Annotated in this window: 23 protein-coding genes and 1 pseudogene; 1 reads left to right on the top strand and 23 read right to left on the bottom strand. The window is 38.7% G+C overall.

Annotation, left to right across the window (positions count from 1 at the left end):
* Positions 1-4 precede the first annotated feature (4 nt).
* The 13 genes from RM541_RS11585 to RM541_RS11525 form a co-directional block, all read right to left on the bottom strand.
* Entirely contained in the window at positions 5-430 is a 426-nt protein-coding gene (locus RM541_RS11585) for a GPW/gp25 family protein (RefSeq protein ID WP_311500312.1), read from the bottom strand.
* Positions 431-457: 27 nt separating this feature from the next.
* Positions 458-748: a PAAR domain-containing protein gene (locus RM541_RS11580; RefSeq protein ID WP_311500311.1), complete on the bottom strand. Its 291-nt coding sequence runs from the start codon at positions 746-748 to the stop codon at positions 458-460.
* Between the two features lie 6 nt (positions 749-754).
* Positions 755-2,527, bottom strand: a complete 1,773-nt coding sequence (gene vgrG / locus RM541_RS11575) for a type VI secretion system tip protein VgrG (RefSeq protein ID WP_311500310.1) — start codon at positions 2,525-2,527, stop codon at positions 755-757.
* Positions 2,524-3,231 carry a CIS tube protein gene (locus RM541_RS11570; RefSeq protein ID WP_311500309.1) on the bottom strand — a complete coding sequence of 236 codons (708 nt, stop codon included), beginning with the start codon at positions 3,229-3,231 and terminating at the stop codon, positions 2,524-2,526. The genes vgrG and RM541_RS11570 overlap by 4 nt, the downstream gene beginning before the upstream one ends.
* Positions 3,231-3,386 carry a DUF5908 family protein gene (locus RM541_RS11565; RefSeq protein WP_311500308.1) on the bottom strand — a complete coding sequence of 52 codons (156 nt, stop codon included), beginning with the start codon at positions 3,384-3,386 and terminating at the stop codon, positions 3,231-3,233. Before RM541_RS11565 ends, RM541_RS11570 begins: the two co-directional genes overlap by 1 nt.
* Positions 3,387-3,404: 18 nt before the next feature.
* Positions 3,405-3,866, bottom strand: coding sequence for a phage tail protein (locus tag RM541_RS11560; RefSeq protein ID WP_311500307.1), 462 nt, complete (start codon positions 3,864-3,866; stop codon positions 3,405-3,407).
* Between the two features lie 13 nt (positions 3,867-3,879).
* Positions 3,880-4,347 carry a phage tail protein gene (locus RM541_RS11555; protein ID WP_311500306.1) on the bottom strand — a complete coding sequence of 156 codons (468 nt, stop codon included), beginning with the start codon at positions 4,345-4,347 and terminating at the stop codon, positions 3,880-3,882.
* Positions 4,348-4,375: 28 nt separating this feature from the next.
* Entirely contained in the window at positions 4,376-5,308 is a 933-nt protein-coding gene (locus RM541_RS11550) for a hypothetical protein (protein WP_311500305.1), read from the bottom strand.
* A 28-nt stretch (positions 5,309-5,336) separates the two neighbouring features.
* Positions 5,337-6,242 carry a hypothetical protein gene (locus tag RM541_RS11545; protein WP_311500304.1) on the bottom strand — a complete coding sequence of 302 codons (906 nt, stop codon included), beginning with the start codon at positions 6,240-6,242 and terminating at the stop codon, positions 5,337-5,339.
* A gap of 29 nt (positions 6,243-6,271) precedes the next feature.
* A complete protein-coding gene (locus RM541_RS11540; protein WP_311500303.1) occupies positions 6,272-7,681 on the bottom strand; it encodes a phage tail sheath family protein in 1,410 nt (469 codons plus the stop codon).
* A 28-nt stretch (positions 7,682-7,709) separates the two neighbouring features.
* Complete coding sequence (locus tag RM541_RS11535) at positions 7,710-9,029, bottom strand: hypothetical protein (RefSeq protein WP_311500302.1); 1,320 nt, start codon at positions 9,027-9,029, stop codon at positions 7,710-7,712.
* Positions 9,030-9,036: 7 nt separating this feature from the next.
* Positions 9,037-9,663 (bottom strand): Pvc16 family protein, encoded by a 627-nt coding sequence (locus RM541_RS11530; RefSeq protein WP_311500301.1) that lies wholly within the window; start codon positions 9,661-9,663, stop codon positions 9,037-9,039.
* 136 nt (positions 9,664-9,799) lie between these two features.
* Entirely contained in the window at positions 9,800-10,498 is a 699-nt protein-coding gene (locus tag RM541_RS11525) for a response regulator transcription factor (protein WP_311500300.1), read from the bottom strand.
* A 379-nt stretch (positions 10,499-10,877) separates the two neighbouring features.
* On the opposite strand from RM541_RS11525, the pseudogene RM541_RS11520 reads away from it, so the two are divergent.
* Positions 10,878-11,170: pseudogene (locus RM541_RS11520) on the top strand (transposase); the annotation flags it as partial.
* Between the two features lie 136 nt (positions 11,171-11,306).
* On the opposite strand, the gene RM541_RS11515 reads toward RM541_RS11520, so the two are convergent.
* From RM541_RS11515 to RM541_RS11470, 10 genes are all read right to left on the bottom strand, one after another.
* A complete protein-coding gene (locus RM541_RS11515) occupies positions 11,307-12,707 on the bottom strand; it encodes a Gfo/Idh/MocA family oxidoreductase (RefSeq protein ID WP_311500299.1) in 1,401 nt (466 codons plus the stop codon).
* Positions 12,708-12,865: 158 nt separating this feature from the next.
* Positions 12,866-13,873 (bottom strand): class 1 fructose-bisphosphatase, encoded by a 1,008-nt coding sequence (gene fbp, locus RM541_RS11510; RefSeq protein ID WP_311500298.1) that lies wholly within the window; start codon positions 13,871-13,873, stop codon positions 12,866-12,868.
* A gap of 176 nt (positions 13,874-14,049) precedes the next feature.
* Positions 14,050-15,246 (bottom strand): mannonate dehydratase, encoded by a 1,197-nt coding sequence (gene uxuA, locus RM541_RS11505; protein ID WP_311500297.1) that lies wholly within the window; start codon positions 15,244-15,246, stop codon positions 14,050-14,052.
* Between the two features lie 142 nt (positions 15,247-15,388).
* Complete coding sequence (locus RM541_RS11500) at positions 15,389-15,583, bottom strand: cupin domain-containing protein (protein ID WP_311500296.1); 195 nt, start codon at positions 15,581-15,583, stop codon at positions 15,389-15,391.
* A gap of 223 nt (positions 15,584-15,806) precedes the next feature.
* Positions 15,807-16,907 (bottom strand): pectate lyase, encoded by a 1,101-nt coding sequence (gene pelA / locus RM541_RS11495; protein ID WP_311500295.1) that lies wholly within the window; start codon positions 16,905-16,907, stop codon positions 15,807-15,809.
* 110 nt (positions 16,908-17,017) lie between these two features.
* The gene (locus tag RM541_RS11490; RefSeq protein ID WP_432264678.1) at positions 17,018-17,782 is read right to left on the bottom strand and encodes a rhamnogalacturonan acetylesterase; all 765 of its coding nucleotides are present in this window, start codon (positions 17,780-17,782) and stop codon (positions 17,018-17,020) included.
* 12 nt (positions 17,783-17,794) lie between these two features.
* Complete coding sequence (locus RM541_RS11485; protein ID WP_311500293.1) at positions 17,795-19,693, bottom strand: pectinesterase family protein; 1,899 nt, start codon at positions 19,691-19,693, stop codon at positions 17,795-17,797.
* Position 19,694: 1 nt separating this feature from the next.
* Positions 19,695-19,883 (bottom strand): hypothetical protein, encoded by a 189-nt coding sequence (locus tag RM541_RS11480; protein ID WP_311500292.1) that lies wholly within the window; start codon positions 19,881-19,883, stop codon positions 19,695-19,697.
* 81 nt (positions 19,884-19,964) lie between these two features.
* Positions 19,965-21,089 (bottom strand): right-handed parallel beta-helix repeat-containing protein, encoded by a 1,125-nt coding sequence (locus tag RM541_RS11475; RefSeq protein WP_489752723.1) that lies wholly within the window; start codon positions 21,087-21,089, stop codon positions 19,965-19,967.
* Positions 21,086-22,783 carry a glycoside hydrolase family 28 protein gene (locus RM541_RS11470; RefSeq protein ID WP_311500290.1) on the bottom strand — a complete coding sequence of 566 codons (1,698 nt, stop codon included), beginning with the start codon at positions 22,781-22,783 and terminating at the stop codon, positions 21,086-21,088. Before RM541_RS11470 ends, RM541_RS11475 begins: the two co-directional genes overlap by 4 nt.
* Positions 22,784-22,862 lie beyond the last annotated feature (79 nt).

Genomic DNA, 22,862 nt, shown 5'->3' with positions numbered 1-22,862 from the left:
TTCCTTATCTATTTTGACGGTCTGCTTCCCTCAGATAAAAATCATATACATAGTTAAAGCGAGTATTTGAACTTTCTATCTGGTAAGTAACATCGATCTTCACCAGGCCTTCAAACAATTCAAAAGAGTCGGCCTCTGTTACCTCTACCCTCTCTAACCGGATCCTGGGTTCATAATATAAAATGGCCCGTTCCACGAGATCTTTGATAAACCCCAGAAAAGAATTATCTATACTTTCAAATTGATAATCTTTTAGGTTGCAACCATATTCAGGCTGCATTACCCGTTCACCAAGACTTGTGGAAAGCAGTATTTCGAGACTTTCTGCAATATCATTTTCGGCACTGACCAGCCTTACTGTTTTACTGATTTTATCAAAAGCTGGTGGAAAAGACCAACCGGTTCCTAAATATGCTTTATCACGTTCCATTTCTGTTAAAGTTTTAAAGATCAAAGCTTAGCCCCCGATCATTACCATTGGGAATCCCTGTACTATTACTCCCCCATGAGCTGTAAGATCTCCCATTCTTGCTGCTGGTCTGCCTCCAATAAATACAGTAGAAGAACCTTTCACGATGCTATCGGGAGGTCCGGCACAAACACATATGTCACCTGTAACAGCGGCCGGCATCCCTCCAATAAGTACCGTAGGTATTCCTGGGCCGGTAATGGGACCACCTACGTGTGGTGAAGGCCCGTTGAACAATGGGCAGGTGTGCATATCGGTCAGTCTTGCTGCTGCTGGCATAATATTCTAGTTTATGTTCACAATAGATCCTTTAATTTCTGTAATTCCATCTGAAGATAATTTGGCCGTGGCCCCTTTTACTTCCATAGCAGATTGCGCAGAGATTCCCATTTGAGCCGCGGCTAGCGTCATAGCTGTCCCTGCTTTTATATCAATAGTACCAGATGCCTCAATTTTAATATTTGTAGCACTTTTCATTTCTATTCCTGAAGTATCCATTTTCGTACTATTCCCATTTTGATCTTCAATGTTAATAGAGGTACTGTCTTCATCGAGCTTAATACTGTTACCAGCCGGAGTATCTATAGTAATTGTTTTGGTATCATCATTAAAATGAACCCTCATTCCCGAACGTGTTACAAATGCCTTTTCATTATTTTCATCCTCTGCACTAATTGGAGCAGGCTTCGCGCTGCTGTTCAACATTCCCAACATTACGGCATCCCTGGGATCATCATTTAAAAATCCTACGATCACCTCATCATCAATTTCGGGAAGGAAGAATGATCCGCGATTTTGCCCAGCATCCAGGGTGGCAATCCTGGCCCAAATTCCAGGCGCTGAATTATCAATTACGGGTAGGCGTACTAAAATGCGGTTTTCCCCTTCGGGATCATTTTCTAATTGCACTACTTTTCCAATTTGCAAACCTTTAATTACCGGAAGAAGTCCTCCAGCACCTAATTCATTTATATCTTTATATTCCCTTGCAAAACATTCCGCATTTAATCCAAATTGTGCCTGAGTATACCAGGAACCGTTATAAACATCCTGCCTTACCGCCGAAACATATGCTTTCCCGGTAAACCGGGCTCCTATTCCCTGCAGATCGATCATCTGCCCGGGTTTTAATTCTCCGAAACCTGTAAATTTTGCTCTTCCTTTTATTTTTGAAAGCCTGCTTCTTTGAAGAATAGATTTGGTCCATTCCTGGAGTTCTTCTCCAATAGCCTGTCCTGTATGCCTTAACTCATATTTTTCCGGACCAATAGCCGCGGAAAGTTCAGCTCCAGAAATATTTCCAGGTTCACTTATATCGGTACTATCGGTAACACTTTCAAACATGCTCTGTCCGGAATAATCCCAGGATTTGGCTTCCACCGAAGCCCATTGGCTACTGGCATCCATTTCGGCTTCAAAATCTATCAATGTAGAACCAAATAGGACCGCAAGGGCAGGCTCTACATTTGTTGCCGGTGCCTTAACATCAACTTTTCCATCATTTACCACTACCAGTTTTCCACTGTTTTCTGCCCGCATCATTAAAAAATCCCAATCGGTGCAATGACTCTGAACCATCTCATCATGATTATGCGCAGTAGCTTCTACATCTGAGGTTAAACCGTGATATTTATTAATTAATTCTTCAATTACTTCACTGTCTTTTATATTCTCAAAATACCTACTGTGGCGGCCCACTGTCATTCGTACTGCCTCGTCCTTACTATCTAGAATAAGTTCTGTCTCGCCGCTTTCTTTTGCACGTATGCTATGCTTTACAATAATTCCTTTGAACAATTGTGTGTTCTCGCTGTCCCTTCCAATTTTGATATTGATCTTCTTCCCGGGAATGAAATTTTCCTTTTCGCTAATACTGAAAGTCTCTTCGGAAGTATCTCCATCTTTAAAGATTATTTTAGCGGTTGGAATTTTGTTTACTTCTTTCACAATGGAGATGGACATTACCTGATAGCCCGGATCTATTACCTGCCCATCTATAACAATGTCGAAAGTGGCTACGTTATAAGTAGCTTCTACTGGAATTTCTCTTTCCTTCATACCTCACTTGTTTTATCTACCGGCGGAAAAACCAGTTCAGTTCCAGGTTTTATTTGCCGGAAACTGCTCAAAGCATTCGCTTTGGCAACCTGTAGCACATAATTGGAATCTTTGTAAATTTTATAAGCCATTAAATCCAATCGATCTCCGGCTTTAACCAGTCTCACATGGGTGAGATCGGGCGATTTTTTCCGTTCTCTTGCCACACGTTCTTTCTGGGCAACATAATTGAGAAAAGTAGTACTGGCTTTTACCCTGAGCGGATCACCATTTGGTTTAAAAAGAGTATAGTTGAGATCAAGATTTGACAGGATACACGGAAACACAAACTTTCCCCATTGTACCTGAAGAAAATGAGGTCGATGAATTTCTCCTTCCATATTATATACCGTCTTCATCAAGATGTCTATCTGTGCCTTTACTGAAGGATCGTCTCCGTTGTATTTATAGCCTTCAATAATCTGGGTACCGTCAAAGACAAAATCGAGTTTTAATTCTTCGGGCTTTGTTCCCTTATAATCGGGATTGGTGCCCTGGTTCCCCTGACCCTGCTGCTGGTTGAGTTCAACCTTAAAATTCTGGGTGAAACTTTCGGGATTTACGGGCAGGGATATGGGATTGGGATTAAGCTTCGATTTTTGCTTGAATTCCTCATCGTCATAAGCATGTATTAAGACTTTTATCAATTTGCCGGAATCTTCCATTATCGCTCAGATTTTTGTTCCATTATTCGAAATACCCTTTCCAAAACCTCATTAATGATCGCTTCGGAATTCCCTGCAGCGGCATTGCCTCCAGATTGAATATTTTTATTGTCAACCGAAGCCTTTATAACTAGTTCCCTGATTTCTATAGGCATAATAATTCAGATTTAATTTTAAGCTACTGCAACGAGCTTGAAATAATTGTAATTCAGTTCAAGGGTTTCTATAAGTACTTCACCACGTTCAGCATTAAGTTCCGTAACTTTCCAGCTTAGCGGCCAAACATGGGAAAGTTCCCACTGCATGAGCACATCATGTTTTTCATTGAGTAACTCAACATTTACTTTGGTCACAGGCACAACTACCAAATTCTGAAATGCCTGCTGGAACCATTTGGTAAGACCGGAATCTTCCGGCGACAAAATGCCACGTTTTAAGGTAAGAGTGGTGTATTTACTCCTGGTAACCACGCCATGCTCAAACCTGTTCTCTCCACCCTCCTTTATATTCTCTTTTTCTAACTGTACATCCAGCCCGGTTACCGATTGGAACCTGATATCCGCTTCTTTTTCCTCGGGAAGGTTCAGGAATTTTACCCTAAAATGAAAACCTACTATTTGATAGTCGGAGGCCATATGCTAATAGTTTTTATTTTGCTTCCAAGATGGTTAAACCTTCGTGCACCAGTTCCATGGTTTCAATAGCAACTTCATTGGCATCTGCCTTAAGATCTGTAGACTGAACTTTACTTGGCCAGGCATTTTCAAGTACCCAGGTAATTATAGGCTCATGATTTTCATCTAAAAGTTTAATTGAAACTGCACGCCTGTATTTTGAACCTGTATCATTCCCTTCCTGGAAATAATAGGTTTTCTGCCATTCTTTAAACAAATCGAAATCGCCCTGAAAAGTCCCTCTTTTCAGCGTTATATTGCTGAATTTGGTAAGACCCGGCTGTTTGGTTTTATTATACTTTTTACTATTACCTTCCCTGTATTCAATAACTTCTGTTTCAAAATCAAGTCCACTTACTTCGGTAAACCCAATCCTGAAATCGGTTCCCCATTCCACCCTAAAATGAAACTTGGGTACTGGATAATCTCCTATTGCTGCCATGTTATTATTTTTAAGATTCGATTTTTATTTATTTCCCGCTCTCTGCAGCTTCTGCCGCCCTTATTGCTTCGGTAAGACTGGTTTTATGAGAAAGCTTCTTATCGCTTTTCTTCTTGTATTCCATCCATTTTTGTTTTAAAGATTTTGTCTTTTCGATAGCCGCATCATAAGCGTCTTCCAGTTCTACATAATAGGTATTCTCTTCTCCTATTCTGAATTTAGGTTTTGGCTTAACTTTGTTTGGATTACAGGGAAATTCAGAAGATTCGATAGTTTCATCGTCCCGGTGATCTCCAGAGCTACATTGTTCTTCTTCCGGAAGTCCTTCTTCAAAATCTTCAATTATTGCTAATATCTTTTTCTTCAATCCGCTGTCTTCATCACAGAAAAAATGGTCCAGTTGTACCGCATACTTAAGTGTTTCCAATAATTTCTTCAATAGTGCGTTTTGTAATTCACATACCAGAATGATCTTTGCTTCATAAGCTTCGATACATTTTATAACATCAGCCTTATCTTCATCACTTGCATTAGAACATTCTACTTCTTTTTTAAAGGCAGTAATCCTATCCTTTAGTCCTGGCTGATTTTCCTCATAAGTGAAGAAAGAGTCAAAAATCCGCTTGATAAGGCAGGTTATCTTTTCCAGTGCTTCCACTGTACACTGTGAATTTTCACAAAGAATACTTATCTGATCTATAAAAAACTGTAAAGTAGTCACCACATCCCCGGCTTTTAAATCGGTACTTTCTACCAGATCAAGCCATTTTTTTAATTTCGCTTCCCAGTTAAAGGAATTGATATAGGCATCGTGATAGCTATTAGTCTCGGCGACCATTTCATTATACTGGTTACAAACCTGTACCAGTTCAATTTTCCACTTATCCAGACAATCCTTGGATTGATTATCATCGCCTGTTCCGTTTTCGCAACAGGCCCTATTGATCATAAATGTTGTCATAATTATCTTTTTAAATTAAAGAGGCCTGTTAATTCTGATCAGCCGTTTGCCTTCTACTTCCCCGATCGGGATATCTTTTCGCTTCCCTGTCATCTTCAAAACAGTTTTTGATCTCTTTACACAAATCGAGGCATTCCCCGTCACACTCACTTTCACAAATAAAACGGATTAAATAGTCCATTGCCGCAGCAGTATTGTTTTGAACCTGTTGATCACACATAACCTGTGCTAGTTCTTCTACTACGATATTCAGATCGGTTCGAAGCGTGGTTACTTCTTCTGCAGTTGATTTAATGTTAGCATCTATACACTCTTTGAAGATTTTTATCTTATCTATAAAAGCAGTTACAAATGGCTTGAGTCCCTCTGTATTGGTAAAAGTTTGGATCCCGGCAAGGGTGACAATGGAATCAAAAGCATTCTGGCCTTTTTCGTCCAGCTTTTTGGTTTTCTCCATAATTTCCTTCAGAGATTCTTCAATCTTGTTCTTACCATCTCCTTTGTAGGATTTTCCTTTTTTTGGGAAGAGTTTGTTTTTCACACAATTAGACATCGCACAGGCTTCATTATGTGCTTCTTCTATTTTAATCCGTAACTCGTTTATCTGGGCTGAAGATTCCTTGATCAGTTTTTCTATGTCACTATCCTTTTTTATATAATCGTCTACATTCTTTTGAACGATGTTAGCCTTTTTGTAATTACCCAGGGTAATACATGTATAGATATCATTATAGAACTGATTTGATTGCTTTGCTTTATCCAGGCAGCAAATCTTATAAGCTCGTACTGTTTCTTTGGCTTTTTGTTGTGTACCAGAGGCAGTGGCCGAACTCGATGCGTTCTCTTTCTCGTTTCTTATAACCTGAAGACTTTCACAAATAACCGTCTCAGGACTTTGCGCTGCCTTATTATCATTGGTTTTTATATTTGCCATTTTCTTATTTTTTAATTATCGCCTCCAATTTATTCAGCCAACATTTTATGACTGAATTTCAAGATGATGAATTCGGCAGGCCTTACTACAGCCATTCCTATTTCAACGATCATTCTTCCTTCCCAGATATCTACTTCATCCATAGTCTCATTCAGGCCGATTTTAACATAAAAGGCTTGCTCTGGAGTAGTTCCCATTAGGGCTCCCGCCCTCCATTGCTGAATCAGAAAATTATCTATCATGGCCTTTACCCGTGTCCAGGTATTGCGGTCGTTAGGCTCAAAAACGAATTGAATAGTTGCCTTTTTTACCGATTCTTCTACCATATTAAAAAAACGCCTAACCGGCACATATCGCCATTCGTTACTGTTCCCGGCAAGAGTCCTCGCTCCCCAAATGAGAGAATTGCCCCTGCCTACAAAAGACCGGATCACATTAACAGATTTCCCGGCATTCACATCTACATTGAGATTTTCCTGCTGCTCATCAGTAATTTTTATAACCGGCCTTATTACATAATCTAAATTCACATTGGCCGGAGCTTTCCAGACTCCTCGTGATTCATCAACCCGGGCATAAACTCCCAGAACTCCTGGAGTTGGTGGCATTTCCAGGGGAAAGTTCCGGATGGCCTGTTGAGCATGAAAGTAAAGTGCATTATTTAATGACTTTAAATTGGAGAGTGTCCCGCTAAGAGAACCATCGCCTCCCTGATGATCTATGGTAACATTGGCATCTCCACTTCCTTCTCCTCCGTAGTAGTAATCCAGAATGGTTTCCAGGTTCGGGAAATAAGTGGCTCCATATTTTATGATGGACTCTTCAGGAGATGTTTTATCCCTCATTAATTCAATGTTACTGAGAAAATCGGTTTCACCAGGTTCCTCCCAGATATCCATCACGGCAAAACGATCTTTTAGTTTTACACACATATTCATTGTAGCCCCAAAGAGATTATAAAAATCATCTGCGTTATCCATTCCCTGGGAATCTGGATAGGCATATAAAGTGATTTCATCAACTTTTTCAGTAGAATCTAATCCTTCTTCGAGGTCACTGAAAACGAGTTGAGGATTTGTGTAATCTCCTACCGAAACTATCCAGCAGGGACCACCACCATTTGCAAAATACATTTGGAGGGCATAATGCATATTGAAGTTGGACCTGTCCAGAATCCTGGCAAGAACTGAAGTTGGGTTATTTGCATCCCCTGTTATATTGACCACTAAACCAGTCTCACTAAAAGGCATACCGAAAAAACGTTCATACTCCAGTAAAGAGGTTATACGTTTTGGCTCTTTTAATAAAGTGTTTCCTCTGTCATCGATGGCTTTCTCGGTATAACCAATAAAAGCCGGAATGGCGGTTTCCACCTGAGCTATTGATGGTGGGAGTTTAGGAATTTCCTTGATGTAAACCCCCGGTGTTTTGTATTCCATAATTTTCTTTTTAAATGAGCGAGTTATCCTAAATCTTTAATAGTCCGTTAGACTGATTAATGTGTATATCCGAATAGATTTTTTCATTCTCTACCCGTATGCCGGCTACTTTTGGGGTTGGCAAGAGTAAGTTCGTACCATTCTTGAATGGCAACAGTGTTTCTGTTAATGCTTTAGGTTTCTTAGCTACAAGAATATTTGAAGCGGCCACCTCTAAATGATTACTGGTTGCTGCAATTTCGGAGGGTGTGAAGTCGGTGTTTTTTTTATACCTCCAGTAAGATCTTCTATTTTTTAGCCTGATTTCGAATATTGGATGAGATACTTTCTGACCTCCTGCCTCTATTTTTGTTTTTAAAAATCCTTGCGTATCCAAAAGGCTGTAAGGTGAATTTACCTCTTCGAAACCAAGCTCCACAACACCAAAATTCTGGTAATCATAAAGATCATTATCCAAAAGAATGGAATAGACGATTTCTGTGGCCCCGTTAATCTTCAGATTTAGATAATAAATTCCGGAGGGGATATTTGGAGAATCCTTGTCATTCTCATCAATCTTTGAAAAATTCAGTGAGATATCTTTAAATGGCTCAGCACTATTCTTAACAATCTTCTTGATCTTATTATTCCCTGTATCTTCAAGGCTTACCTCTAGCTGTGTTACCAGTTGATAATCTTTAAATTTAATTTTAAAATTATGTGGTAAGAGTACCTTGTCTGCCCTGGTTACAAACCTCCTGTCGTCTATGTCTTCCCAGTGTGCCGGATCATTCCCGTCAGTTCTTTGATTTGCCTCCCGAATAGTTCCCCCGAAATCGAGAATTGTTCCCATTTCATAAGTTTCACCGGCTTGATGGGCAGGAGCAGTTTTGGTGAGCGGCATGGAAGTATAGGCCGGTACTGTATTCTCATTCAATAATGTCGCCTTTTTATTGGTGAAATAATTAATTGAAGGAAGGGATTTTTCAAGTTCCAAATTGGTGAAACTTTTAAAAAAAGGAAGTTTTGTGGTTAGGGAAAAAGAGAGATCAAGCTTTTTCGAAATATCATGAACTGGTTTAAAACGCAACTCTCCAGCTTCAATAACTTCGTCTACCTCAACTCCTAGGATAAATCCCGAAGAGGTTTCGGCAAAAAGAATTTTGTTGTCTCGCAGTTTATTTGCGGTAATAGGAGATATTTTAAATATTGAACCAGCTGAATATAAACCGCGATTAATCCTTTGGGTAAGTAATTCTTCCTTCTCCTTTTTGTTCCTTTGAAAAAAGGAAATCCCATCGCCCATTGTAAGAAAATAGTCGTGTAGTATTTGAACCTCTACCAATCTTTTAAACACTATTTTACCCATTTTTATCTTAATTGGTTATTTCCTCGTTGGTATGAATTTCTTCAATTGGTGGAGCGATTATTGAAGTATTTTCATGTATTCTTACAACCCGTACTTTATACATAGCGAAAGGCACCTGTTTTCCACCCAATGAACCCCATAAATGGTTAATTTGCTCAAAGGTTAAAGTGTATAATTCTACATTTAGACGCAGTTCATCTTTTATTTCCTGACTGATATTTATATCACTGGAGATGCTGGTGAATGGAGAATTCTTTACCGTAAAATTGCGCTTCGCCTGAAAAAACTGAATCACCAGAGACAACCGGTGGAGGGCAAATTCATAAGCATCCTGAAGATCTTTACCGAGAGTAGAAGAAACCAGTATATACAAGTTTAGAAATACGGCCGGCTCGGTATAATTTAAACTACTCCCTATTTTTGTAATATTTGATATATTTTTTAGAGAACTTTCTTCTTCCGTATTTACAAGGCTTATGACCAGCTTATTGCTAAGGTCCTGAGCTTCACTATCCATTGCTCCTATATTGTGTAAAATTATGTCGTCAGCGACTATAGGATCTGCAGGTCCTTTATTTTGAACAATATAATTGCTCAATTCATCTCTTAACAATTTAAGTGCAATTCCTAGCATTCTAAATTTAAATTAAAAAATTACGGGAAAGTATATGGAAATACGCGACTGATTATCAAATTATAAGATCAGAAATAAATCAATCAGAGTCAATCACTATTTCTAGTGATTTTCTAAAAGAACTTCATATGAAGGTCTAAAGACGGTAAAGTTGAGAGGCACTCTTTATAAGTTGAGCAGAATTCTGAACTCTAAATTTTTGCAAAAGATGCTTGCGATGGGAAATAACTGTATTATAGCTAATAAATAATTTATTACCGATTTCTTTTGAAGATAAACCATCGGCAATTAAATAGAGCACATCCATTTCTCTGGCCGAAATATTTAGTCTATGTAAAATTCTGGAAGCCTTATTCGTAAATTTAGTGGCAAAACAATTTTTTATTTTTTCCTCACCAGAATAGTCACAGATATAATTGAGAGCAATAATATTTTTTTCAAAAATTCTTAACTCTAGTTCATGTTTGATAAAGCACCAAAAACCTTTATTCGAGCCTATATGATATTTAAGAAAAATAGCAGATTCATTTATAGTTCGAGAATTATATAAGAAACCATAAATGCGGCTTTTTATCTCTTTTACCTCCCGGGCGTCTATTTTACTAAACCAGTAGTTCCAATCTTTGGTAATAAAATCTTTAGGCCTATAGCCCAAAATTTTATTTATGGAAGGGCTGCAACCCAGGAACTTTTTTTCCTTAACATCAAATATAATAACAATCATATTATCCGAATTTTCACAAACAGAAAGCATATGCTCCCTAACCTGTTCCCAGCAGGGATCATAAATACGGTCGTTCTGCATGGCCTGTTCAGGTGATATACGATAATACATTGACATACAGCTTAATACAATTGTTCAGAATAGTTAAATTTAATATAATTTCAACCATTATGCAATTGATGACATTACTTTCAGAGCGATTTATGTCTAAAGCTTTTGATCATGAACAAAAAAATTGAAAAGTCTCTAAGTAGTAAATTAAATTCGGATGGTAAGGTTAAAAAATAAAGTTGAAGAACATAATAATAGCAAAAACTTTATTAAACCTTCGGAAGGATAGAATAATAAAAAAATATGACATGAAAATAAAGCCTCCACTTTCCGCCTATTCGAAAGGTTAAAAAGTTAAATTTGTTAAAGCGGGACAAATTCGGTGACCAATATTTTTATACCATCTGAAAGTCCCTAAAAATACTGGAAAGTATAAAAAATGGTCGTTCCCTCCGACAATCTAAATGGATTTACCGATACCATCAGGAATGTATTCCTTGAGTCCAAAACGCAATTCTGTGTGGTTCATCAAATACTCAACGCCTGCAGGTATGTGGTGGAAGAACAAGTACACCAAGGATAAATTGTCTTTTCCAACAGCTGAGGCAATGATGAAATTTATATATTTGGCTACAAGAGAAGCAAATTAGAAAACGGTCAATGCCTATCAGGAACTGGGGCATTATTTTAAATCATTTTCTTACGATCTATGAAAAAAGGGTCAGACTTTAAAAAAGTCCAACCCCTGTAGTTTAAACTTTACATACTTTGCGGGATAGTGTCCTCTAAAATGACAATTTTCACCCTAAATAATCGAGACAACAAATCGACCTGTCCACAGACAGAATCAAATCAACCACAGGTAAAGTTATTCCAGCATCCTCTTGACCTGAGGCTTAAGATCTGTTAAGTCTGCTATTTGTACAGGTCTCCCGCTCTCTATGCTTTTTCTGGCAGCAACCCCTACGAGGACAGACATAGCTCCATCACGTAATCCCGCAGCTCTATCATAAGGATCCTTCTGTTCGGGGTGTTCAAAAACCTGCTCATGTAGGCGTTTATCTCCTCCCCCGTGACCACTTCTTTCCATAGGTACCTCAACAGTTTCAAAATCCTCCCATAGCTTATGTGTAATTACCGGTTCCAGGGATAATTCATCCTTTTCCTGAGACATTTCTGCAGCATGTAACTCTTCCTGGCTCATTTTTACGTCCTGGGTATAGGGAATATCAAGTGAGGCTTCAATTCTTCCTTTTGTTCCATTAAAAGCAATACGCCAACCTTCAAACGGAGAGTATGTAGTAAGGGAATAATTCACCACAACATTGTTCATATATTTGATCTGAGCCGACATTTTATCGTAAATGTTAATCTCTTTTGCCCACACGCAGTTGTCACGGATGTAGCCATCATGCTCTTCATTTTCGACGTATAGATTCATCAAATGAGTATCCTTTGTTATATCCCAATAAAAATCACAGTTCGATTTATGGGGACAGACTCTGCAAAAATCTCCACGAAATGGATTATTATGCCCATAGAACTCAAGGTCCCCATAAGCAAAGACCTCCTTAGGGTCAGAATCCAGCCACCAATTGAGAAGGTCAAAATGATGAGTTGATTTGTGCACCAATAAAGTTCCACCCTTTTCCCTCAACCCATGCCATCTCCTGAAATAAGAAGCTCCGTGATAGGTATTTAAATACCAATGAAAATCTACTGATGTAACTTTTCCAATTGCCCCTTCAGAAATTAATTCTTTTACTTTAGTATTATAGGGACTCCAGCGATAATTAAAACCTACTATTAATTTTTTATCATATTGACTTTCGGCATCAATTATTTCCTGACACTTCTGTTCATCTGTTGTTAAAGGTTTTTCGGAGAGCACATCGCATCCCATTTCAAGTCCTTTTACTATAAACTCGTGATGTGTGGAATCTACAGTTGTTACGATCACAAGATCAGGCTCAGATTCGGTAACCATCTCAGTAAAATTTGTAAATGTGGGACAGTTAACCTGCATATATTTACGAGCATATTCAAGTCTTCCCGGGTTTATATCGCAGAGACCTACAAATTCCAGATCATCTGGATACTTCTCAACCAGTTCCTTTCCCCAATAACTGGTTCCACGAATACCCGTACCCACTAAAGCAACTTTCAACTTTCTTCCTCCAAGGCCGAACCCCCAGGATGGTAAAGGCAGAAAACTTCCTGCAGCTAAAATACTAATCGATTTGAGAAAAGCTCTTCTTGAATCTTCCATAAAAATTTAGGTATTAAAAACATATTATTATATTATTCAAATTCTAATTTTATCTTAAATAGATCATCCTGTACTTACCTGTAGAAGGTAAAAATCATCCTAACTACAGGAAGCTAATCAATTGTCCTTTTTCATTATTATTCTTTGCAGAAAAATTTCTACTGGTTATCCCTCATAAATTCTTCGGCTTTTTCTACCATCTCTTTATTTCCGCAAAAGAAAGGAACTCTTTCATGAAGTTCCGTAGGTTTTAGCTCAAGTATTCTGGTAAACCCATCGGTACACTTTCCTCCTGCCTGTTCAGTTAAAAAAGCCATAGGATTGCACTCATATAAAAGGCGTAATTTACCTTTAGGTGATGTTGTTCCTGTAGGATATAAATATATTCCTCCCAACAACATGTTTCGATGAAAGTCTGCAACTAAGGAGCCGGTATACCTGGAAGTATATGGTCTCCCATCTTTTTCATCTATTTCCTGCACCCATTTTATATATTTCTTTACACCTGTTGGAAAGTGCACATAATTGCCTTCATTAACTGAATATATCTTTCCATGATCCGGAAATTTGATCTCGGGATGAGATAAGAAAAAAGACCCTATTCCGGGATCAAAGGTAAAACCGTTTACTCCATTGCCCGTGGTGTAAACTAAAATAGTAGAGGTACCGTAAATGATATAACCCGCTGCAACCTGATTTTCACCGGGCTGCAAAAAATCTTCCTTATTTACCGGCTCTCCAGGTTTTGAAATCCTCCTGTAAATGCTGAATATAGTACCTACGGTAATATCGACATCAATATTAGAGGAGCCATCCAGAGGATCCATTAGAACAATGTATTTTGCATCTTTATGCATATCCTCGTCAAAAACCAGATAATCCTCCAGTTCTTCTGATGCTATTCCACAAATTTCTCCCCGGTTCCTTAGCGTCCCAATAAAAACGTCATTTGCCATTACGTCTAATTTAGCCTGGTCCTCCCCCTGCACGTTTTCGTTTCCGGCCTTCCCTAGTATTTCTGAAAGCCCGGCTTTATTGATAGCCTGATTCACTACTTTTCCCGCAAGACGTATCGAACTTAGTAGCGCACTTAATTCCCCTTTTGCGTAAGGAAAATCTTTTTGATTCTCTATTATAAATTCCCCAAGAGTAATATGTCTTTCCATCTTTTTAAATTATTAGTTAAAATCGTCAGTTCAGAGAATCCCTTCTCCATCCCTTTACGAGTTAAAAATATCGTAGGAATAATAACTTTATTTGCAATTACACTTTTAACCTCTTCTCTCAGCACTCCGTGTATATAAGTGGACTACTTTATTTCATATATTCTCAGTCTGATGTGCTAATTTTCCAAAGTATTTATAATTCCAAATTCAACTCCGCGTAGTTCTGCCAGTCCCCGTAACCTTCCCACTGCCGAATAACCGGGGTAATATTGCTTTTCCTGGTCTTCCAGCATTTCATGTCCATGATCTGGCCGCATTGGAATTGGCTCCTTATCGTTTTTCCCCTGAAGTTCATAAAAGGTTCTCACCAGTTTATACATCTCTGCACTGCCTTCCAAATGATTAGCTTCATAAAATCTTGAATTTTCTTCCAGCTGAACAGATCTTAAATGGACAAAATGAATACGTTCAATATAAGTTTTAATAATCTGCGGTAAATTATTCTTTGCTGAAGCACCCAAACTTCCACTACAAAAGGTGAGTCCGTTTGCTTTCTGCGGAACCTTGTTAAAAAGATAATGCAAATCTGAAGCAGTGCTCACCACCCTTGGCAGACCAAGCACCGGCCATGGCGGATCATCAGGATGAATAGCCATAACCACCCCGGCTTCTTCGGCTACGGGAATTACTTCTTTTAAAAATTCCACCAGATGTTCCCTTAACTGTTCTGCCGAAATTCCTTTATAATCCTTGAGACCATTCCTCAATTTCTCAAGTGTAAAACCTTCTTTATCGCCAGGTAGCGCCATTAGTAGACTTTTCTTTAGAACGTCAAGTTCTTCCTGCTTCATTTCAGCATGTTTTGCTTTGGCTTTCTCTACCAGCTGTGCTTCGTAATCTGTCTCTGCATTTTCACGATTTAGAATAAACAAATCAAAAATAATAAGGTCTTCCAGATTATGAAGAAGCGCAGTACTACCATCTTCCAGTTGATATTTTACGTTGGTTCGCAACCAGTCCAATACGGGCATAAAATTGTAACATACACGGGTAATACCGCACTTGCCCAGGTTCCTGAGACTTTGCTTATAATTTTCAATATACTTTTCCCTATCGGTTCTTGCCTGTTTAATATGTTCGTGCACGGGAAGGCTCTCCACCACATTCCAATGCAGTTGGAATGGATTCTCATTATTGCTGTCTTCCAGCAGCTTCTTCCGCTTTTCAATCTCCTCCACACTCCACACCTCTCCCACCGGGATATGATGTAAAGCGGTAACCACTCCATTGGCACCAGCCTGCTTTATGGTTTTTAAATCTACAGGATCCTGCGGACCGTACCACCTCCAGCTTTGTTCAAATATTTTTTTCATGAATTCTAAATTTAGAATAATAAGTTAGTAACTAATCTCTTACCAGCCCTCATACTGAAAATTTCTGTATCAAGGTTTTTCTAAGCTATAATCAAAAACAATGTTTTTATATAATCTTCTCTCATCGGGGCAAATACATCTATTATAACCCCTGCTTCCAAACACTCTGCCCATGTCTTAAATTTGGTTGTACAAAGAATGTGTCTCCTGCTTCTAAAATTTCAGACTTACCGTCTATGGTTTTTAAATTTTCCGGAGGCAACATAGGAAGACTGAGAAAATGATCATGTACGTACCCAATCGTGCCTTTATCAAACTTAACTTTAACCATCATCATTTGAGTATTATAACCTGTAACCTGGCGAGTAATGCCTTCTCCCGTTTCAATCTGACTCTTTTTCCTTTAGAAATGTTTTTCCCTGTATCATTTATAATTTTTTGATAAATATCTTAATGTTCCCGGCATCCGAAGTTGCACAGCATCTATTTGTATCTATGTAACTTCACAGATCCTATATCGAATATCAAATTAAGGTAACGCTACTCGCTAGAAGTACTCCTTAGTATTTCCTTTCCCATTCAGGATAATCTTCTTTCAGCAATTTTTCAGCATAATTATCTATATAATTGTATCCAACCCTTCGTTCATGCTCAATTTCTGCAAGATATTGTTTAATGATTCCGTCGCGACCAACAAAGATTGGTTTTCCAGTCGTAATATCGTTAAAACGTCCCCATAGCGGACCTCCGTCCGAATCTTGAACCACAATCCGATCACGATTATCAGTGTAAGTAGAATCTTCTATCCATACCACTTTCTTACCCATCACCTTATGATCCTGAAACCACTGCACTGCACTTCTAATTGACTGCTTAACTTCACCTGAAGGATTTTCCAATTTTAAAAGATACTCTACAATTCCGGCGCTTTCTTTTCCACTTAATGAAGGAAGTTCATAAGCCCTTGCTTTTGCCGGACTTAGATCGTCTTTGTCATGCTGAGCGCACCATATGGTAAGTTTATCATTAACTTTTACCTGTGTTGCCAGTATAATTTCAAGACCTTTATCTATAGCCTGCTTTGATTTTTGTTGTCGTTGGGCATCTACAAAAGAATAAGTTGGTTTCGCGATGGCAATGTTGTGTAACAAATCCATAACTCCAATCATGGCGCCATCATTATAGGTAATATGTTCGTAATAGCCTTGTTTTATGGGATAGAATTGCGGCCAGCCTCCATTAGCATATTGCGCTTCCAGAATATAATCCAAACCTTTCAAGAAGGATTTTTTGTATCTTTCCTCACCCGTGGCATTATAAACTTTTGCAAGATATCTCAATTGAGTGTGGGTAGCGCCATTATCTATAGTAGTACCCAGTTTTGTAAACTTTTGTTTTCTTAGTTCTTCTTTCTCTGCGGAAGTCAGCTCATCTGCCATGTCAATATTTTTATACCAGCCGCCATTTTCATGTTGGTAAAGAAGAACATTATCCGCAATACGCTGTGCCTCTTCTAAAGCATACCATCCATTATCCTGATTTTGCGCCCTGCCCCATGAAATTTGTTCATTTTGAGCATAAATTGATGGCTGCATTGCTATTAAAATAAATGATATACTAATTGCAATTTTCACATACTCCCTTAAATTTATCATCATCATTTTAGTTTTTTACTGTTATTACCTTAAACCTACTTGAGGTCCAGCTGTAAATTATTATTATCTTTTTCCACTTAGTCCAATATGGCTCCTATTATTTATTGATGCATGTTTTACTTCATTAAATCTTTCTTCAGAACTTCAGGTTTTATAAATTCTTTCAATCCAAGATCCTTTTTAGAGATTTCCTGAAGTAACAGGCTCGCCACTATGGTCGCTCCGGTTTTAGATAAGTGAGTATTATCAACCACTCCTTCAGGCTCGTAGGGATCTTCCCCAGGTTCCAGGTGCAGATGCAAATTTTTAGAATCTTCAGGCCCATAAGCGATTTCCAGCTGCTCCGTAAACAACTGCATATCTATGAATGTAACCTGGAGATCTTTTGCCACCATACGTGTTACCAACGGATATTCTCCGTGAGTATCTACCAGAACTCCTTCTTCATTAAAATTCCTCCTCACTATAGAACTTAATAATATGGGAGTAGCTCCTTTTTCCCTTGTTTCCTCTACAAATTTCTCCAGATTAGCACGGTACTGAGTAAAAGGGTTTGTGTACCGGGTTGGATCTTTTACTTTTTGATCATTATGACCAAACTGAATAAAAACATAATCTCCCGGCTCCAGCTTATTCTTAACATCTTCCCACCTTCCTTCAGCAATAAAACTTCTGGTACTTCTTCCATTTACCGCATGGTTTTCAATACTAATTCCTGAAGTCATTAATTCCGGCAGCATCTGCCCCCATCCATGCTCTGGATTTTCTTCAGGATCTTTTTTATCAGACATTGTGGAATCACCTATCAGATATAAAGTTGGCTGTTCCTGTGCAGAAATTGCTGCAGAGAAAAGAATTAGAAAACAGAAAATAACATTCATCATAAAATATTCTTATTTACTACTGTGAATTTGAGAAGCCCAATACCAGTCATTGGTATTGCTGAAAATCTTCTTTATAGTATATTCTTGCGCTTCCTCGTTTGTTAGCTGATGTGACCAGTCTACCCGTTTTTCAGGGTCCGAGCCGGGGCCGATATTATTATATTCAGCATAGTAAGTAGTTTTTTCCTTATTAGGAAACATTTCATCACCAGGCCATGCGTTCCAGCCTTCCGCAACTATATGGTTTCCTAATTCAGAATTAATGAAAACCGTTTGCGCATATGGTCTCCAGGGCCTGCCGAGATACACCTCATTCACACCTTCGGCAGCTATAAGTCTGCAATTGAGAAAGACATAGCCAAATTGCTGATTTTGAGGAGTAGCAGCCGCAGTGATATAAGAATTCCGTAAGCTTTTAATCGTACAGTTTTTAAAAACGGCCGTTGCTTCTCCAAATATAAAATCTGTTGTGCCTTCTATATAGCAGTCGAGATACAGCTGCCGACTGCCTTCCGTTGCGGTGTAAATGGTATCCTGGCATCCCAAAATATTGCAATTTTTAATCACGAAGCGGTCACCTTCTACATGCAATGCCACCGCCTGACCTTCTCCACAGGATGAGTTTTTGATAGTGAGATTTTGAATTTTAATATCATCCCCACGAACCAATAAGGAATAAGAAGTAAAGGTTGAATGCTCTTTACCGGTTTGCGGATTCATTTTTCCTGAATAATCGTCGTTAACGATTATAGTTCCATCTTTACTTTCACCAATAAATGATAATTGATGTTTCCAGCTGGGAATTTCCACTTTCTCGTTATAAGTTCCATTTTTAATATGAATCACCACTTCGCCAGGCCCAAGATCACGGGTGGAATTGATGGCATCCTGAATTTTTTCAAACTCTCCCGAACCATCCTGTGCTACAGTAATTTCCCGGTAAGAATCTTTTGCCGAAGAAGAATTTTGAAGCACCTTATCCAGAAAAGAGGTGGTTAATTCCAACGTTTCGTCAAACCAGGGATGCATTAACCAAAAGGAATGTGGTGAATTTTCAAGGGTATGTACTTCATAATAAATATCATTCTCCTCCATGATCCTGGTCATATCATCCCTGCCCGCATGAAACCTTGGAAAAGAACTATTTATAAATAAGGTAGGCGGAGTATCTTCATTTATGTATTCTAGCGGAGATGCTTCTTGCCATAACTCTGGTTTTTCAGCTTTTGAGCCGCCCAGCCAGGTGGCCGCCATCCAGCCTTCTTCTGCTTCAGGATGAACAAAAGAGACAATTCCGTCTAAATTTACAATCGCCTGTACTTTATCTGAAAAATTACTATTTTCAGTATTATAAATTTCAGCATCGGGAGTTACTCCCAACAATGTTGCCAGTTGTGCTCCGGCTGAAGCTCCTAAAATGGCAATTTTCGACTTATCTATATGATACTCTTCGGCATTTTGGCGCATCCATTTAACAGCGTCTTTCAAATCCAGGACTCCTGCGGGATATATTGCTTCAGTCCCCAGTCGGTAAGCGGCAGTTACGGCAACATAACCATTATCACCCAGATGCTGGGCCATCACCCGCTCGTTTTCCTTGCTCCCGGTTAACCATCCTCCCCCATGAACAAGCAAAACCGCAGGGTCCTTTTGGCCAATTTCAGCCTTTGGCATATAAATATCTACCTTTAAATCCTTTTCAGGCGTTTTCTTATAAACAATGTCTTCTTCAGCAATAAAATTATCAGAAGAAAACGCTTGTACCGGACGAATGAACGGGTAATCCTTTTTCAGTTTTTCATATGTTCCCTCGATAGTATAAGGCTTTACTTCGTGTTCCTGGGCAACAGATTTGCATGTGAAGCCCGAGAAAATAAGCAAAAAAATGATGATGTTCTTAACGTGCATTCTATTTAGTTTTATAGACATAGGTTATACCTTTATCTGTTACTACATCATAAACAATATAATCTGGTAAACGCAATTCCCTAACCACCGCTTTTTCTGAAACAAAAGATGTTTTTACTTCAGGATTCTGATAAAATTGATTAGAATTTTCTCCTGATGCCCCAGGTACAAATTGGAAATAAAGGGACATCAGCAAAAGATCACCAGTTTCAGCAAAACTTTCCAGTCGTTCGTCTGCGGGAGTGGAGCGCGGCCATCACCCACTTTTTCATTATTTTAGGTAATTTTCAATAGGTTCTGATTCCAAAGCACCTATATCCGGGGCCTTACCACTGTAAATTTTGTCTGTTACAACACCAGCATCTACCAGTTCAGTATTTTCTCTGGGTCTCATAAAACCGATATCCGGCAGGCTGCCATCCCTTTTTCTTGGCTTTGACAATTCCGAAGTATCTACAGAAACAAAATCCTTTTCAGAGACGGTTAAATTCATCTGCCAGCTGTTATTTCTCACTTCCTCGACTTCAGCATTATATTTCCCTAAATCTCCCATAACCAGACTATTGATAATTGTTATTTTTTCAAGTCCGTTTTTTTCAGCAAAGGCGAAATTACGGCCGTTGCCAGTGGCAGAACAGTTTAAAATTGAAACTTCACCACGGTTGCTGTTATGGTCAAACCCGTCGCTCACATTATTTACTGCCATACAACGATAATAAGAAGCATTATGCTTTCGTGTCTTATTATCACTCCCGCCGGTTTTAAAGCCGTTGCCATCGCCTTTTCCTTTATTGCCATTTTTTAAATAGCCGTTATTAAAAGCCCAGCAATTTTGATAGGTAGTTTTTACATTATCCGCTTCCCTAAGGTAACCGTCCCAGCCATCGTCAAGATTGTTCCAGGCACGGCAACCAATAAACCTGTTTCCGGAACCCACATCCATTTTTACTGCAAAGCCATCTGCATTCTCTAATTTTGAATCGGCATTATAAAATGAATCGCAATTTAAAATAGTATTATTTGAAGCACCATCATCCAGCTGAAGGCCGGTGTCAGCACATTCAGAAAAACTGCAGAATTCAATAATGTTATTGTTCCCCCTTATGTGCAATCCATTATCCCCGGCTTTATAAAATTGCAGCCCCTTAATATGCCAATTATCGGCCTTTAGTACAATTCCCTGATTTGAAGAATCCTCCTTCATAGAAGAAAAATCAAGAACAGGTCTTTCTCCTGATATATCACCAATAAGAAAAATAGAACGATCTGAAGTCCCGGAATCATTTATAAATATCCTTTTGCTAATAGAATACCTGCCTGTTTTAACAAAAATAGAGTCGCCGGGTTCTGCATCGTTAATTGCTTTCACAAGCTGCTGCGATGTGCTGACCTCTATAAGTTTTTTTGCTTTTTTTTTTGGGGTAATGCTGCTGAGACTTTTCCCTCAATATCTTCTTCAGAAATATTGCTTTCTAAAAAGTTTATCTCTGCACTTTCTCCAAGTACACGTATGGAAGCTGCATTTTCATTTTTATTATAATCAAAATTGTTTATATCAACATTTTTAGTGTTATAAAGAACCAGGGAAGGTCCTTTCTTTTGTAAAACCTTTACGTTTTTTAGTTCAATACCATTTGCATCTATGATTGTAATTCCTTTTTCTGCCTCAAAAATAGCATCTTGCAGAGTTACATTCTTCAGCTTCATTTCTGGTAATCCCATAAAAAAAGCAGCGGTATTTGATCCTGTTGCTGTAATATTCCTCATATGGATATCACGAAAAGAAGGAGTTTCTTCTGTTACAGGAACCACAGATTCATCCCGTGCTTCATCAGCAACATCTTGATCTCCCTCAAGGATTGGAGAGTTTCCGCCATAAAAAAGATTGAAACGAATGGCTTCAGTGGGAATATTTACCATATCGATGTTAGAAATGTAAATATTCTCCACGACTCCGCCGCGGCCCCGGGTACTCTTAAATCTAAGACCTACATCGGTGCCCATAAAAGTGCAATTTGAAACATGTACATTCTTAACACCGCCAGACATTTCACTGCCAATCACAAAGCCTCCATGGCCGTGGTAAACAATATTATTTTTTACAATCACATTTTCGGTAGGGATTCCGCGCTCACGGCCGTCCTCATTTTTACCAGATTTGAAGCAAATGGCATCATCTCCCACATCGAAAGTATTATTGTAAATCACCACATTTTTACAAGATTCCAGGTCAAGTCCATCCCCGTTTTGTGAATACCAGGGATTTCTAACGGTAAGATTTCGAATAGTAATATCTTCACTCATTAGCGGGTGGATGTTCCAGGCAGGTGAATTCTGAAAAGTTGGTCCATCCAGCAAAATTTTTTTACTATTTACAATGCTCACCATTACCGGTCGTAAAAAATCCTTAACCCACTGCAACTCTTCATCTAAAAGCTTATCAGGAACATTAAAATTGGTGGTGCTATTATATCCTTTTTTTGAACTTTCTGTAGGAAACCAGAGTTTTCCGTCTTCAGATAAGACTCCGTCAGACTCTACAAGGTTGTTCCACTGGGAGGATGTCATTTTCCCTTTTTTGACCGGTCTCCAGGCGCCCCCGTTACCATCGATTACCCCCTGGCCGGTGATGGCGATATTTTCAACCTCTAAGGCATTAATGGGCGATTCATTACGCACAGTGTTCAAGCCTTCAAAACTTGTCTTAACAAGTTTATAATCATCAAAATCTTTGCTAAAAATAATAAAGGCACCATCTTCCAAATGAAGGTTGATATTGCTGCGGAAGTGGATAGGGCCGGTTAACCACATTCCTCTTGGCACAATTATTTTTCCCCCACCATTTTTGGCAACATCGATAATGGCCTTTTTAAAGGCTTCAGTGTTTTTGTGAAGTCCGTTCCCCACAGCGCCAAAATCCAATATATTTACGTCATAATCGGCAAATACAGGTTCCTGTACCCTGGGCATATCAAATTCTATATATTTATAGATGTTGGCAGAATCCCAAGAGGAATTTTGCTGCGCATTAACAACTCCCAATCCTGAAAGAACGAAAATCGACAGCAATAATTTATTTATTATTTTCATTTACTTGTTATTTGTGATTTCATAATCTTCAAAGACTCTGTTGCTTGAAAATATTTCAGACTCTTTTTTATATGCTGAA

Origin of the sequence: Autumnicola psychrophila (assembly GCF_031846645.1) — a bacterium.
GTDB classification, from domain to species: domain Bacteria; phylum Bacteroidota; class Bacteroidia; order Flavobacteriales; family Flavobacteriaceae; genus Autumnicola; species Autumnicola psychrophila.
The sequence above is the reverse complement of the archived record's forward strand: the minus strand, read 5'-3'. Positions and strand labels throughout refer to the sequence as shown.